A 14,373-nucleotide genomic window follows, 5' to 3' on the forward strand; every position below is an offset into this window, starting at 1 on the left:
ACCGTGGCGGGGCGCGGATCGCATGGTCAGGCATATGAGTGCTTCACGGTACTGACCAAGTCCACTATGATGGACTGGACAGTGCATCACGATGCACAATTCGCGTACAGGTCAGTTCTCGCACCCACGTCCCTGGAAGGCCCCGTGACCACCCCCAGCGCCGCCACCCCCTCCACCGCACCCGGTACGGGGCACGGTCGGACGCCGCCGGCGGGCGCCTCGCGCGGGCGGGGCTCGCTCGGGCCGGTGGGTCTGGTGCTCGCCGGCGGGATCTCCGTGCAGTTCGGCGGGGCACTGGCGGTGACGCTGATGCCGCGGGCCGGTGCGCTCGGGGTCGTCACGCTGCGGCTGCTGGTGGCCGCGCTCGTGCTCATGGTGCTGTGCCGGCCCCGGCTGCGGGGGCACTCGCGCGCCGACTGGGGCACGGTGATCGTCTTCGGCATCGCCATGGCGGCGATGAACGGCCTCTTCTACCAGTCCGTCGCGCGCATCCCGCTCGGCCCGGCGGTCACGCTGGAGGTCCTCGGACCGCTCACGCTGTCCGTGCTGGCCTCCCGGCGCGCCGTCAACCTCGTCTGGGCGGCCCTCGCCCTCGCCGGCGTGTTCCTGCTCGGCGGCGGAGGCTTCGGCAGCCTCGACCCCCTGGGCGTCGCCTTCGCCCTGGGCGCGGGGGTCATGTGGGCGGCGTACATCCTCTTCAGCGCGCGCACGGGCCGCCGTTTCCCCCAGGCCGACGGACTCGCCCTCGCGATGGCCGTGGCGGCGGTGCTCTTCCTGCCGCTCGGCGTCATCGAGTCCGGTACGAAGCTCATCGACCCGACGACGCTCGCCCTGGGCGCGGCGGTCGCGCTGCTGTCCTCCGTGCTCCCGTACACCCTCGAACTCCTCGCCCTGCGCCGCCTGCCCGCCTCCACCTTCGCGATCCTGATGAGCCTGGAACCGGCCCTCGCGGCCACCGCGGGCTTCCTGATCCTCGACCAGGCCCTCTCCGCCACCGAGGCCGCCGCCATCGCCCTGGTCATCGGGGCGAGCATGGGTGCGGTACGGACCCAGGTGGGGCGGGGGCGCGCGAAGGGGCCGGCGGCGGCCTCCTGACCGTCGTCGGCGTGGCGCGGCGCGGGCCGGTGCCCCCCACCGAGCACTCCGCCCGGATCGCCACCACGGCCGATGAGGCACGCAGGACCACGAGCACGGCGGGTTCCCCCTCCCGCGACGCCGCCCGGGCGGCGTCCCCGAGGTCCCGCACCGCGTGAGGACGTCGTCCCGTACCCGGAGGCCGTGGTGATGCGGAGGGCCGGGCTGCGGCGGAACGGGCGGCGGGTGTCCCGCCCCGGCGGCTGCTGCCGCGGCGAGTACGGAACGTGCGCATCAGTGAGTGCGCGGAGCACCGGCGGCACCTCCCCCGAATTTCATGCAAGCACGCTTGCTTGTTTCTGGGCCCGCTGCCATGCTCCGAACAACCGCGCCACACCGCCGTGTCCGTGTCCCGAGGGGAGCGCCTCGTGTCCGATCCGACGCCCGTGATCGACGACCTGCGTGAGGAGAGCGAGGAGCTCGACCGGCTGGTGGCCGGGCTGAGTCCCCAGCGGTGGGCGCTCGCGACGCCCGCCCCCGGCTGGACCGTGGCCCACCAGATCGCCCACCTCACCTGGACCGACCGCGCCGCGCTGGTCGCCGTCACCGACGCGGACGGGTTCCGGGCGCTGGTCGAGAGGGCCCTCGCCGCCCCGCACACCTTCGTGGACGAGGGCGCCGAGGAGCAGGCCCGGCTCACCCCCGCCGAACTCCTCACGCGGTGGCGTGAGGGGCGTGCGGCGCTGGAGAAGGCGCTGCGGGAGGCTCCGTCCGGCGCGCGCTTCCCCTGGTACGGGCCACGCATGTCCGCCGCCTCCATGGCCACCGCCCGTCTCATGGAGACCTGGGCCCATGGACTGGACGTGGCGGACACGATCGGTGTGATGCGGCCACCCACCGACCGGCTCAGGCATGTGGCCCGGCTCGGGGTGCGCACCAGGGACTTCGCCTTCGGGGTGCACGGGCTCACCCCGCCCGCCGACCCCTTCCGGGTCGAGCTCGTCGCACCGGGCGGCGGCGAGCCGTGGGTCCACGGCCCCGAGGACGCCCCCCAGCGCGTCACCGGCCCCGCCCTCGACTTCTGCCTCCTGGTCACCCAGCGCGCCCACCGCGCCGACCTCGCCCTCACCGCCGAGGGCCCCGACGCCGACCGCTGGCTGGACATCGCCCAGGCCTTCGCCGGCCCGCCCGGCGACGGACGGACGCCGAAGGGGGACACCGCGCGGTGACCGCCTCGGCCCTGCGCGTCGGCAACGCCTCCGGCTTCTACGGCGACCGCTTCGACGCCATGCGCGAGATGCTCACCGGCGGCCCGCTGGACGTCCTCACCGGCGACTATCTCGCCGAGCTGACCATGCTGATCCTCGGCCGTGACCGGCTGAAGGACCCGAACGCCGGGTACGCCCGCACCTTCCTGCGCCAACTGGAGGAGTGCCTCGGCCTCGCCCACGAGCGGGGCGTCAAGATCGTCGCCAACGCCGGCGGGCTCAACCCCGCCGGACTCGCCGACGCCGTGCGTGCCCTCGCCGACCGGCTCGGCATCCCCGTACGGGTCGCGCACGTCGAGGGCGACGACCGCACCACCGCCCACCCGGGCAGCCTCGCCGCCCACGCCTACCTCGGTGGCTTCGGCATCGCCCAGTGCCTGCGCGCGGGAGCCGACGTCGTCGTCACCGGGCGGGTCACCGACGCGGCCCTGGTCACCGGGCCCGCCGCCGCCCACTTCGGCTGGGCGCCCACGGAGTACGACCGGCTCGCGGGCGCGGTCGTCGCCGGGCACGTGCTGGAGTGCGGGGCGCAGGCGACCGGCGGCAACTACGCGTTCTTCGGCGAGGGCGGGGCCGTGCGGCCCGGCTTCCCCCTCGCCGAACTGCACCAGGACGGCAGCAGCGTCATCACCAAGCATCCCGGCACCGGCGGCCTGGTCGACGTCGGCACGGTGACGGCCCAGCTGCTCTACGAGACGGCCGGGGCCCGGTACGCGGGCCCGGACACCACGGCTCGCCTGGACACCGTACGGCTCACCCAGGAGGGCCGGGACCGGGTGCGGATCGACGGCGTCGTGGGCGAGGCCCCGCCCCCGGCCCTCAAGGTCGGCGTCAACCGCCTCGGCGGCTTCCGGAACGAGGTCGTCTTCGTCCTCACCGGACTGGACATCGAGTCCAAGGCGGCGCTCGTCCGGCGGCAGATGGGCGCCGTCTTCGCCGAGTCCCGGCCCGCCCACGTCGACTGGGACCTGGTGCGCACCGACCGGCCCGACGCTCCGACCGAGGAGACGGCGAGCGCACTGCTGCGGCTCGTCGTGCGGGACCCCGTCCAGGAGAAGGCCGGACGGGCACTGAGCGGAGCCGCGGTCGAACTGGCGCTGTCCAGTTATCCCGGCTTCCACGTGCTGGCACCTCCGGGCAGGGGCACCCCGTACGGCGTCTTCGAGACCGCCCACGTTCCGCAGGACGCCGTCGGCCACGTGGCCGTCCTCCACGACGGCCGCCGCGTGCCCGTGCCCGCCCCCCGGGACACCGCCGCACTCGACGCCGTACCGGAACCGCCCCTGCCCGAGCCGCTCCCGCCGGGGCCCGTCCGCCGCGCCCCGCTCGGCCTCGTCGCCGGCGCCCGCAGCGGCGACAAGGGCGGCGACGCCAACGTCGGCGTGTGGGCGCGGACCGATGACGCCTGGCGCTGGCTCGCGCACGAGCTGACCGCCGACCGGTTCCGGGAGCTGATCCCCGAGGCCCGCGACCTGCCCGTCACCCGGCACACACTCCCGAACCTGCGCGCCCTGAACTTCGTCGTCGAGGGGATCCTCGGCGAGGGCGTCGCCGCGCAGGCCCGTTTCGATCCGCAGGCCAAGGCGCTCGGCGAATGGCTGCGCTCCCGGCACCTCGACATCCCGGAGGCCCTGCTGTGACGGTCCTCGACTCCGCCCTCGACACGACCGGCCCCGACTACCGGGAGCACCGCGAGGCCATGCTCGCCAAGCTCGTCGAACTCGACGCCGAACACGCCAAGGCCCTCGCGGGCGGCGGCGGGAAGTACGTCGAGCGGCACCGCGGGCGCGGCAAACTTCTCGCCCGCGAGCGCATCGAACTGCTCCTCGACCCCGACACGCCCTTCCTGGAACTGTCCCCGCTGGCCGCCTGGGGGAGTGAGTACGCGGTCGGCGCCTCGCTCGTCACCGGCATCGGTGTCGTCGCGGGCGTGGAGTGCCTGATCACCGCCAACGACCCGACCGTACGCGGCGGTGCCAGCAACCCGTGGAGCCTGAGGAAGGCCCTGCGCGCCAACGACATCGCGCTCGCCAACCGGCTGCCCTGCGTCAGCCTGGTGGAGTCCGGCGGCGCCGACCTGCCCTCGCAGAAGGAGATCTTCATCCCGGGCGGCGCGATCTTCCGGGACCTGACCCGGCTGTCGGCGGCCGGCATCCCGACCATCGCCGTCGTCTTCGGCAACTCCACGGCCGGAGGCGCGTACATCCCCGGGATGTCCGACCACGTGATCATGGTGAAGGAGCGGGCGAAGGTGTTCCTCGGCGGCCCGCCGCTGGTGAAGATGGCCACCGGGGAGGAGAGCGACGACGAATCCCTGGGCGGCGCCGAGATGCACGCGCGCGTGTCGGGCCTCGCCGACTACTTCGCCGTCGACGAGCCGGACGCGCTGAGGCAGGCCCGCCGGGTCGTGGCCCGCCTCAACCACCGCAAGGCGTACGGCGATCCGGGACCCGCCGCCCCGCCCGCGTACGACGAGGACGAGCTCCTGGGCATCGTCCCCGGCGACCTGAGGCTCCCCTTCGACCCGCGCGAGGTCATCGCCCGGATCGTCGACGCCTCCGACTACGACGAGTTCAAACCGCTGTACGGGACCAGCCTGACCACCGGCTGGGCGACGCTTCACGGCTATCCCGTCGGCATCCTCGCCAACGCCCGGGGGGTCCTCTTCAGCGAGGAGTCCCAGAAGGCCGCCCAGTTCATCCAGCTCGCCAACCAGCGCGACATCCCGCTCCTCTTCCTGCACAACACCACCGGCTACATGGTCGGCAAGGAGTACGAGCAGGGCGGCATCATCAAGCACGGCGCGATGATGATCAACGCGGTGAGCAATTCGCGCGTCCCGCACCTGTCCGTCCTCATGGGCGCCTCCTACGGCGCCGGGCACTACGGCATGTGCGGGCGCGCGTACGACCCGCGGTTCCTGTTCGCCTGGCCCGGCGCCAAGTCCGCCGTCATGGGCCCGCAGCAGCTCGCCGGCGTGCTCTCCATCGTCGCCCGGCAGTCGGCGACGGCGAAGGGACGGCCGTACGACGACGAGGCGGACGCGGCGCTGCGCGCCATGGTGGAGCAGCAGATCGAGTCCGAGTCGCTGCCCATGTTCCTGTCGGGGCGGCTGTACGACGACGGCGTCATCGACCCGCGCGACACCCGCACCGTCCTCGGCCTGTGCCTGTCGGCCATCCACACCGCGCCCTACGAGGGCGCGCGCGGTGGCTTCGGCGTCTTCCGGATGTGAGGCCCATGATTACTTCCGTTCTGGTGGCGAACCGGGGCGAGATCGCCTGCCGTGTCGCCCGCACCTGCCGTGAGCTGGGCATCCGGACGGTCGCCGTGCACTCGGACGCCGACGGGAACGCGCTCCACGCGCGCGTGGCCGACACGGCGGTACGGCTGCCGGGGTCGGCGCCCGCCGACACCTATCTGCGCGGCGACCTGATCGTGAAGGCGGCCCTCGCGGCCGGCGCGGACGCCGTGCACCCCGGCTACGGCTTCCTCTCCGAGAACGCCGGCTTCGCGCGTGCCGTCCGCGACGCCGGCCTGGTGTGGATCGGGCCGCCCCCGGAGGCGATCGAGGCGATGGCGTCGAAGACGCGCGCCAAGGAGCTGATGGGGATCGCGCCGCTCGGCGAGGTCACCGAGGCCGATCTGCCGGTGCTGGTGAAGGCGGCGGCGGGCGGCGGCGGGCGCGGGATGCGCGTCGTACGGCGCCTCGCGGACCTGGACGGCGAACTGGCCGCCGCCCGCGCGGAGGCCGCCAGTGCCTTCGGCGACGGCGAGGTGTTCACCGAGCCGTACGTGGAGGGCGGGCGCCACGTCGAGGTGCAGGTCCTCGCCGACACGCACGGCACCGTGTGGGCGCTCGGCACCCGCGACTGCTCCCTCCAGCGCCGCCACCAGAAGGTGATCGAGGAGGCCCCGGCACCCGGGCTGTCCGGGCGGCTCACCGGCGAACTGCACGCCCTCGCCGTACGGGCCGCCCGCGCCGTCGGCTACGTCGGTGCCGGCACCGTCGAGTTCCTCGTCGCCGGCGACCGGGCGCACTTCCTGGAGATGAACACCCGCCTCCAGGTGGAACACCCGGTCACCGAGGCCGTGTTCGGCGTCGATCTCGTCGCCGAGCAGATCCGGGTCGCCGAGGGCCACGCCCTGGACGACGACCCCCCGCGCGCGCGGGGGCACGCCGTCGAGGCGCGCCTCTACGCCGAGGACCCCGCCCAGGACTGGGCCCCGCAGACCGGCCGCCTGCACCGCCTCGCCGTCCCCGACGCCGTCCGCCTGGACACCGGCTACACCGACGGCGACGACATCGGCGTCCACTACGACCCCCTGCTCGCCAAGGTCGTCGCCCACGCCCCCACCCGCGCGCAGGCGCTCCGCAAGCTGGCGTCCGCCCTGGAACGCGCGGTGATCCACGGCCCCGTCACCAACCGGGACCTCCTCGTCCGCTCCCTGCGCCACCAGGAGTTCGCGGAGGGCCGCATGGACACCGGCTTCTACGACCGTCACCTCCCCGAGCTGACCCGACCGGTCCCGGACCCGTACGCCCCGCTGGCCGCCGCCCTCGCCGACGCCCACGGCCGCTCCCGCTTCGGCGGCTGGCGCAACCTGCCGGCGCAGCCGCAGATCAAGCGGTACCTGATGGCGGGCGAGGAACACGAGGTGCGCTACCGGCACACACGGGAGGGCCTCGCGGCCGACGGGGTGCGGGTGGTGCACGCCGATGCCGGTCTCGTCGTCCTCGACGTGGACGGCGTACGCCGCAGGTTCGCCGTCGGCCGCTACGGCGACCGGGTGTACGTGGGCGCCACCGCCCTCACCGCCCTGCCCCGCTTCCCCGACCCCGCCGCCCAGCACGCCCCGGGCTCCCTGCTGGCCCCCATGCCGGGCACGGTCGTCCGCATCGCCGACGGGCTGGCGGAGGGGGCCGTGGTCGAGGCCGGACAGCCCCTGCTCTGGCTGGAGGCCATGAAGATGCAGCACGGGATCACGGCCCCGGTCGCGGGCACCCTGAGCGCCTTGCACGCCGTGACGGGACAGCAGGTGGAGCCGGGCATGGTGCTGGCTGTGGTGCAACCCCCCCAGGAGCGCGGGGCCGTGCCCGATGGGCGGCTACCGCCGCGTGGGCGCGAGTAACCACAGACCGCCCGCCCCCTCCACGCGACGCGAGGCCCCTCCCTCTTAGGAGCGCTCATGCCCGTCATAGAGACCGAAGAGCACAAGGCTCTCCGCGCAGCCGTCGCCGCCCTGGGCGGGAAATACGGCCGCGCCTACCTCACCCGCACCGCCGCCGAAGGCCGCCACCCCCACGAACTCTGGTCGGAAGCCGCCGGGCTCGGCTATCTCGGCGTCAATCTGCCGGAGGCACACGGCGGCGGGGGCGGCGGCATATCCGAACTCTCCATCGTGCTGGAGGAACTCGGCGCGGCCGGCTGTCCCCTCCTCATGCTCATCGTCTCGCCGGCCATCTGCGGCACCGTCATCGCCCGCTTCGGCACCGAGGCCCAGAAACAGCAGTGGCTCCCGGCGCTGGCCGACGGCACCCGCACCATGGCCTTCGGCATCACCGAACCGGACGCCGGCTCCAACTCCCACCGCATCACCACCACAGCCCGCAAGGACGGCGCCGACTGGCTCCTCACCGGCCGCAAGGTGTTCGTCTCCGGAGTCGACATCGCCGACGCCACCCTCATCGTCGGCCGCACGGAGGACGCCCGCACCGGACGCCTCAAGCCCTGCCTGTTCATCGTCCCGCGTGACACCGAGGGCTTCCGTCGGCGGCCCATCGACATGGAACTGAACGCCGCCGAGAAGCAGTTCGAGCTCGTCCTCGACGACGTACGGCTGCCCGCCGACGCGCTCGTGGGCGACGAGGACGCGGGCCTGCTCCAGCTCTTCGCCGGCCTCAACCCCGAACGCGTCATGACCGCCGCCTTCGCGATCGGCATGGGGCGTTACGCACTGGCCCGCGCCGTGGAGTACGCGCGTGAGCGCACCGTCTGGGACGCCCCCATCGGCGCCCACCAGGCCATCGCCCACCCCCTCGCCCAGGCGCACATCGACCTCGAACTGGCCCGCCTGATGACGCAGAAGGCCGCCCACCTGTACGACGCCGGTGACGACACGGGCGCGGGCGAGGCCGCCAACATGGCCAAGTACGCGGCCGCCGAGGCCTGTGTGAAGGCGGTCGACCAGGCCGTGCACACCCTGGGCGGCAACGGCCTCACGCGCGAGTTCGGGCTCGCCTCGCTGATAACGGCCGCGCGCGTGTCCCGTATCGCCCCGGTGAGCCGGGAGATGATCCTCAACTACGTCTCCCACCAGACCCTGGGTCTGCCCAAGTCGTACTAGGGCCGCCGTGGCCGCCTTGGAGGAACCATGTTCCGCAGCGAGTACGCAGACGTCGAGCCCGTCGAACTTCCCATCCACGACGCGGTGCTCGGCCGGGCCGCCGAGTTCGGCGGCACCCCGGCACTGATCGACGGCACCGACGGCACCACTCTCACGTACGAGCAGGTCGACCGGTTCCACCGGCGTGTCGCCGCCGGTCTCGCCGAGGCGGGCGTGCGCAAGGGGGACGTGCTCGCCCTGCACAGCCCCAACACGATCGCCTTCCCGACCGCCTTCTACGCGGCCACCCGCGCGGGGGCCTCCGTGACCACCGTGCACCCGCTGGCGACCGCCGAGGAGTTCGGCAAGCAGCTGAAGGACTGCGCGGCCCGCTGGATCGTCACCGTCTCGCCGTTGCTGGACACCGCGCGCCGGGCCGCCGAACTGGCCGGCGGGGTCGAGGAGATCCTCGTCTGCGACAGCGCGCCCGGACACCGCTCCCTGATCGACATGCTGGCCTCCGCGGCCCCCGAGCCGGTGGTCGACATCGATCCGGTCGAGGACGTCGCCGCCCTGCCGTACTCCTCGGGCACCACCGGCACCCCCAAGGGCGTGATGCTCACCCACCGGCAGATCGCCACCAACCTCGACCAGCTCCGGCCACTGATCACCGCGGGCCCGGGCGACCGGATCCTCGCCGTGCTGCCCTTCTTCCACATCTACGGTCTTACGGCGCTGATGAACGCCCCCCTGCGGCAGGGCGCCACCGTCGTCGTCCTGCCCCGCTTCGACCTGGAGACGTTCCTCGCGGCCATCCAGAACCACCGCATCACCGGCCTGTACGTGGCCCCGCCCATCGTCCTGGCGCTCGCCAAGCACCCGCTGGTCGCCCGCTACGACCTGAGCTCCCTGAAGTACATCGTCAGCGCCGCCGCGCCCCTGGACGCGCACCTCGCCGCCGCCTGCTCACGGCGGCTCGGGCTGCCGCCCGTCGGCCAGGCGTACGGCATGACGGAACTCTCGCCCGGCACCCACGTCGTCCCCCTGGACGCGATGCGTCAGGCGCCTCCCGGCACCGTCGGCAAGCTCATCGCCGGCACGCAGATGCGCATCGTCTCCCTGGACGACCCCGGCAGGGACCTCGGCCCCGGCGAGTCCGGCGAGATCCTCATCCGCGGCCCCCAGGTGATGAAGGGCTACCTCGGGCGCCCCGACGCCACCGCCGCGATGATCGACGCGGACGGCTGGCTGCACACCGGGGACGTCGGGTACGTCGACGGTGGAGGCACCTCCCGCTCGAGCGAAGCCGAGCGTGGGGGAGGCTGGCTCTTCGTCGTCGACCGCGTCAAGGAACTGATCAAGTACAAGGGCTTCCAGGTCGCCCCCGCCGAACTCGAGGCGCTGCTCCTCACCCACCCCGGCATCGCGGACGCCGCCGTCATCGGCGTCTACGACGAGGACGGCAACGAGGTCCCGCACGCCTGCGTCGTCCGCGTGCCGTCCGCCCCGGAGCTCTCCGAGGGCGAGGTCATGATGTACGTCGCCGAACGCGTCGCCCCCTACAAGAGGGTCCGGCACGTCACCTTCATCGACGGCGTCCCGCGCGCCGCCTCCGGAAAGATCCTGCGCCGTGAACTGCGCGCGGCGCACCAGGAGCCCTCGTGACCCTGATCGGCCGCACCCGCGCGCGGGGCGTCGAGACGCTCACCCTCGACGCCCCGCACCACCGCAACGCCCTGTCCGCCGCCCTCGTCGGCGAACTGGCCGACGCGCTGACCGACGCCGGCGAGGACACCGGCGTCCGCGCGGTGCTCCTCACCCACACCGGCACCACCTTCAGCGCCGGCGCCGACCTGCGCGACCCGCCCGCACCGCACGCCCTGGTCGGGCTGCTCCGGCAACTCGTCGAGCTGCCCAAGCCGGTCGTCGCGCGGATCACCGGGCACGTTCGCGCGGGCGGCATCGGGCTGGTCGCCGCCTGTGACATCGCCGTCGCCTCCCACGCGGCGACCTTCGCCTTCACCGAGGTGCGCATCGGTGTCGCGCCGGCCGTCATCTCCCTGCCGCTGCTGCCGCGCACCGATCCGCGCGCGCTGGCCCGCTACTACCTCACCGGCGAACGCCTCGACACCGCGGAAGCCGCCCGCATCGGCCTGCTCACGGCGGCCGGCGACGACGTGGACGAGGTCCTCGCGCCCGTCCTCGACGGCCTGCGCAGAGCCGCGCCCGAAGCCCTGGCCGAGACGAAACGGCTGCTCACGGCTAGGGTGCTGGAAACCTTCGACCGGGACGCGGCCGACCTGACCGCGCTCTCGGCGCGCCTGTTCGCCTCCGCGCACGCGCGCGAGGGAATGACGGCCTTCCTCGAACGACGGGATCCGCGATGGGTGGTGTGAGCACGGCCGACCGTGCCGAGCGGGTGCCCAAGCAGGACCGCAGCCGGGCCACCCGGCGGCGGCTCCTGGAAGCCGCCGTGGCCTGCCTCGCCGAACACGGCTGGGCCGGATCCACGGTCTCCGTGGTCGCCGAACGCGCCGGCGTCTCCCGGGGCGCCGCCCAGCACCACTTCCCGACCCGCGAGGACCTGTTCACGGCCGCCGTCGAGTACGTCGCCGAGGAACGCTCCACCGCCCTGCGCGCCCTCTTCCCCGAGGGCGCCGGGGCCGACGACCGCCGCGCGGTGATCGCGGCACTGGTCGACCTCTACACCGGCCCCCTCTTCCGCGCGGCCCTCCACCTGTGGGTGGCCGCCTCCAACGAGGAGCAGCTGCGCCCGCGCGTGACCGAGCTGGAGTCACGCGTCGGCCGCGAGACCCACCGCATCGCCGTCGACCTCCTCGGCGCCGACGAGTCCCGCCCCGGCGTCCGCGAGACCGTCCAGGGCCTCCTCGACATGGCCCGCGGCCTGGGCCTGGCCAACCTCCTCACCGACGACGCGACGCGCCGCGACCGGGTCGTGCGGCAGTGGGCGGCACTGCTGGACGAGGCGCTGGGCTGAGAGGGTCGCCCCCCGGGGTCGGTACCCGGGCCACCCCCTACCGGGGTATCACTCCCGACGTGGCTCCCCGGCGTGACGCCCCACCCCCCACCGCCTTCCTACCCTCCTCCCCGTCACCACGGACACGACGGAGGGAGACGGACGGATGCGCCGCTTCCGGCAGCCGCCGACCACCGCCGCTGTGCTGAACCGGCCCTGTTCCCCGGCGGCTTGCTCGCACAGTCGCCCCGACCGCCGGGCGTCTCCTGACGCCGTCCCGCCACCCATAGGCTGGTGCCCATGACCTCAGTGGAGGAGGAACGCCCGCGCGCCCTGCTCGCGGGGGCTTCGCGGCGGTGGGTGCGACTGCTGCCGTGGGGCGTGGCGTTCGTGCTGTGTGTCGCGCTGCTGCCCACCACCATCCAGGTGCTCAGCGCCGACTACGGCCTGAACGGCGGCATCGCGAGCGCGCTGGCCGTCGCGCAGGCGGCACCGCTGCTGCTCGCCGTCGTCCGCCCGCTGCGGGCCTGGTACGTGATCTTCACCGCGGACGTGGCGGGGGCGCTCGCCCTGCTCACCGTCGACTTCGAGGAGCGGCTGCTGTGGCCGTTCCCGCCGATGGAGATCGTCGGGTACGTCGGCCTCTGCCTCGCCCTCGCCGGGCGCGAGCGACGCCGGACGCTGCTGCTGGTGTGGCTGGCGACGGCGGGCGCGAACATCGGCCTGGGGTTTGCCGCGCCCTACGGCACCAGCGCCAAGAGCGTCCTGCTCACCATGCTCAGCGGCGTCGCACTCCTGCTGGGCGGTGCGCTCCGCGAGCGGTACGAGGTGCAGCGCAGGCTGGCCGAGCAGGAGACGATCAGCGAGGCCGAGCGCGAACGGCGGACGCTGCTGGAGGAACGCGCCCGTATCGCACGCGAGTTGCACGACGTGGTGGCGCACCACATGTCCGTCATCACGGTGCAGGCGGACACCGCGGCGTACCGTCTCGACGGGCTGCCGCCGGACGTGCGGGAGGAGTTCACCTCCATCGCGGCGACCGCGCGCGAGTCGCTCGGCGAGATGCGACGGCTCCTCGGCGTGCTGCGGAACGAGGAGGCGCACGGCGAGCTCGCGCCGCAGCCGGGCCTGACGCGGATCGGACAGATGGTGGAGGCGACGATGAGGGCGGGCGTGCCGGTGGAGTTCACCCCCTGCGACACCGACGTGCCCGAGGCGGTGGGCCTCTCCGCGTACCGCATCGTCCAGGAGGCCCTGGCGAACGTCGTCCGGCACGCACCGGGTGCTCCGACGCGGGTGTCGGTGACGGCGTCCGTTGCGCAGGACGGCGCGCGGCTCACCGTCCTCGTCGTCAACGGGCCGCCGCCCGAGCCGCCCGGCGCGCCGCTAGAGGAGGGCGGCACCGGGCACGGCCTCGTCGGCATGCGCGAGCGGGTGCGGCTCGCCGGCGGCAGCCTCGACGCGGGGCCGCTGCCGGACGGCGGCTTCCGGGTGGCCGCCCAACTACCCCTGCCAGGAGAGGACTTCACGTGACGACGCGCGTCATCATCGTCGACGACCAGGCCATGGTGCGAGCCGGCTTCGCCGCGCTGCTGTCCGCCCAGAGCGACATCGACGTGGTGGGCGAGGCCCCCGACGGTGCGCAGGGCGTCGAGCTGAGCCGGCGCACCCATCCCGACGTCGTGCTGATGGACGTCCGCATGCCCGAGATGGACGGCCTCGAGGCCGCCCGCCGCATCCTGGCGCCCCCGCCGGGCGTGACCCACCGGCCACGCGTGCTGATGCTCACCACGTTCGACGTCGACGACTACGTCTACGAGGCGCTGCGGGCGGGCGCGAGCGGCTTCCTGCTGAAGGACGCGCCGCCGGCCGACCTCATCGCGGCGGTACGCGTCGTGGCCTCGGGCGACGCGCTGCTCGCCCCCTCCGTGACGCGCCGCCTCATCGCGGACTTCGCCCGGCAACGTCCCGCCAGCCGAGGCAAGCCCGCGCTGCGGCTCAAGGCCCTGACACAACGCGAGAGCGAGGTCCTCACCCTGGTGGCCCGCGGCCGGTCCAACGCGGAGATCGCGGCGACGCTGGTGCTGGCCGAGCAGACGGTGAAGACGCACGTGAGCCGCGTCCTCACCAAGCTCGACCTGCGCGACCGCGCCCAAGCGGTGGTCTTCGCGTACGAATCGGGGCTGGTGACCCCGGGCGAGTAGGACGGCCCCCCGGGGCCGCGCCCCGGACCCCGGGTACGTCGCCGGCGGAGGCGAAGGGGCCTGCGGCCCCTGCTGCTCGCACGGTGCTCGGTGCCGGCCGTGTCCCTGAGCCGCGTCGGGTGAGTTGTGGCTCGCGTCGGGCGGGTCGGGGTGTCGTCGGGGGCGGTTCGCTCCATGGCCGGCCGTGTCCCTGAGCCGCGTCGGGTGAGTTGTGGTCTCGTGCCGGGCGGGTTGGGGTGTCGTCGGGGGCGTCTCGCTCCACGGTCCCGGACGGCGCAGGCGGCCCTCCACCCGGCAAAGCGGCTCCCTCGCCGGGGCTGTGTTCCGTCCGTCGGGCCCTGGCCCCTGTCCGTCGGGCCCCGGCCCCGTCCTTCGGCCCCCGTCCCCGTCCCGCCGGCCCCGTCCTTCGGACCCCGGCCCTCGCCCCCCGCCACCCGTCCCTCGCCCCCGTCACCCGGGCACAGGGCGGCAACGGTGTGGAGCCCCCCGCATGCCGCGCCGGCGGCAGCCGGCCGGCCCGCCC

General features: G+C 74.0%; 11 protein-coding genes. All 11 read left to right on the forward strand.

Annotated elements, in window-relative coordinates; genetic code table 11:
• The first annotated feature begins 144 nt into the window (after positions 1–144).
• The 11 genes from IE178_RS21370 (at position 145) to IE178_RS21420 (ending at position 13,850) form a co-directional block, all read left to right on the forward strand.
• The gene (locus tag IE178_RS21370; protein ID WP_193513414.1) at positions 145–1,095 is read left to right on the forward strand and encodes an EamA family transporter; all 951 of its coding nucleotides are present in this window, start codon (positions 145–147) and stop codon (positions 1,093–1,095) included.
• A 407-nt stretch (positions 1,096–1,502) separates the two neighbouring features.
• Positions 1,503–2,303 carry a TIGR03084 family metal-binding protein gene (locus IE178_RS21375; protein ID WP_193513415.1) on the forward strand — a complete coding sequence of 267 codons (801 nt, stop codon included), beginning with the start codon at positions 1,503–1,505 and terminating at the stop codon, positions 2,301–2,303.
• Complete coding sequence (locus IE178_RS21380; RefSeq protein ID WP_193513416.1) at positions 2,300–3,982, forward strand: acyclic terpene utilization AtuA family protein; 1,683 nt, start codon at positions 2,300–2,302, stop codon at positions 3,980–3,982. Before IE178_RS21375 ends, IE178_RS21380 begins: the two co-directional genes overlap by 4 nt.
• Positions 3,979–5,577: an acyl-CoA carboxylase subunit beta gene (locus IE178_RS21385; protein ID WP_193513417.1), complete on the forward strand. Its 1,599-nt coding sequence runs from the start codon at positions 3,979–3,981 to the stop codon at positions 5,575–5,577. Before IE178_RS21380 ends, IE178_RS21385 begins: the two co-directional genes overlap by 4 nt.
• A 5-nt stretch (positions 5,578–5,582) precedes the next feature.
• Positions 5,583–7,475: an ATP-binding protein gene (locus IE178_RS21390; RefSeq protein ID WP_193513418.1), complete on the forward strand. Its 1,893-nt coding sequence runs from the start codon at positions 5,583–5,585 to the stop codon at positions 7,473–7,475.
• A 57-nt stretch (positions 7,476–7,532) separates the two neighbouring features.
• Positions 7,533–8,690 (forward strand): acyl-CoA dehydrogenase family protein, encoded by a 1,158-nt coding sequence (locus tag IE178_RS21395; protein ID WP_193513419.1) that lies wholly within the window; start codon positions 7,533–7,535, stop codon positions 8,688–8,690.
• A 27-nt stretch (positions 8,691–8,717) separates the two neighbouring features.
• The gene (locus IE178_RS21400; protein ID WP_193513420.1) at positions 8,718–10,334 is read left to right on the forward strand and encodes a 4-coumarate--CoA ligase family protein; all 1,617 of its coding nucleotides are present in this window, start codon (positions 8,718–8,720) and stop codon (positions 10,332–10,334) included.
• Entirely contained in the window at positions 10,331–11,065 is a 735-nt protein-coding gene (locus tag IE178_RS21405) for an enoyl-CoA hydratase family protein (protein ID WP_193513421.1), read from the forward strand. Before IE178_RS21400 ends, IE178_RS21405 begins: the two co-directional genes overlap by 4 nt.
• Positions 11,053–11,667 (forward strand): TetR/AcrR family transcriptional regulator, encoded by a 615-nt coding sequence (locus tag IE178_RS21410; protein ID WP_193513422.1) that lies wholly within the window; start codon positions 11,053–11,055, stop codon positions 11,665–11,667. The genes IE178_RS21405 and IE178_RS21410 overlap by 13 nt, the downstream gene beginning before the upstream one ends.
• A gap of 279 nt (positions 11,668–11,946) precedes the next feature.
• Entirely contained in the window at positions 11,947–13,179 is a 1,233-nt protein-coding gene (locus tag IE178_RS21415) for a sensor histidine kinase (RefSeq protein ID WP_193513423.1), read from the forward strand.
• Positions 13,176–13,850, forward strand: coding sequence for a response regulator (locus IE178_RS21420; RefSeq protein WP_184763835.1), 675 nt, complete (start codon positions 13,176–13,178; stop codon positions 13,848–13,850). The genes IE178_RS21415 and IE178_RS21420 overlap by 4 nt, the downstream gene beginning before the upstream one ends.
• The last annotated feature ends 523 nt before the right edge of the window (positions 13,851–14,373 follow it).

It is taken from the genome of Streptomyces griseoloalbus, assembly GCA_014650015.1.
Classification (GTDB): domain Bacteria; phylum Actinomycetota; class Actinomycetes; order Streptomycetales; family Streptomycetaceae; genus Streptomyces; species Streptomyces griseoloalbus.

What these genes read in the sequence shown, in the direction of transcription:
- IE178_RS21390 (WP_193513418.1), top strand. Translation starts at nt 5,583, where the DNA reads ATGATTACTTCCGTTCTGGTGGCGAACCGGGGCGAGATCGCCTGCCGT.
- IE178_RS21395 (WP_193513419.1), top strand. Translation starts at nt 7,533, where the DNA reads ATGCCCGTCATAGAGACCGAAGAGCACAAGGCTCTCCGCGCAGCCGTC.
- IE178_RS21400 (WP_193513420.1), top strand. Translation starts at nt 8,718, where the DNA reads ATGTTCCGCAGCGAGTACGCAGACGTCGAGCCCGTCGAACTTCCCATC.
- IE178_RS21410 (WP_193513422.1), top strand. Translation starts at nt 11,053, where the DNA reads ATGGGTGGTGTGAGCACGGCCGACCGTGCCGAGCGGGTGCCCAAGCAG.
- IE178_RS21415 (WP_193513423.1), top strand. Translation starts at nt 11,947, where the DNA reads ATGACCTCAGTGGAGGAGGAACGCCCGCGCGCCCTGCTCGCGGGGGCT.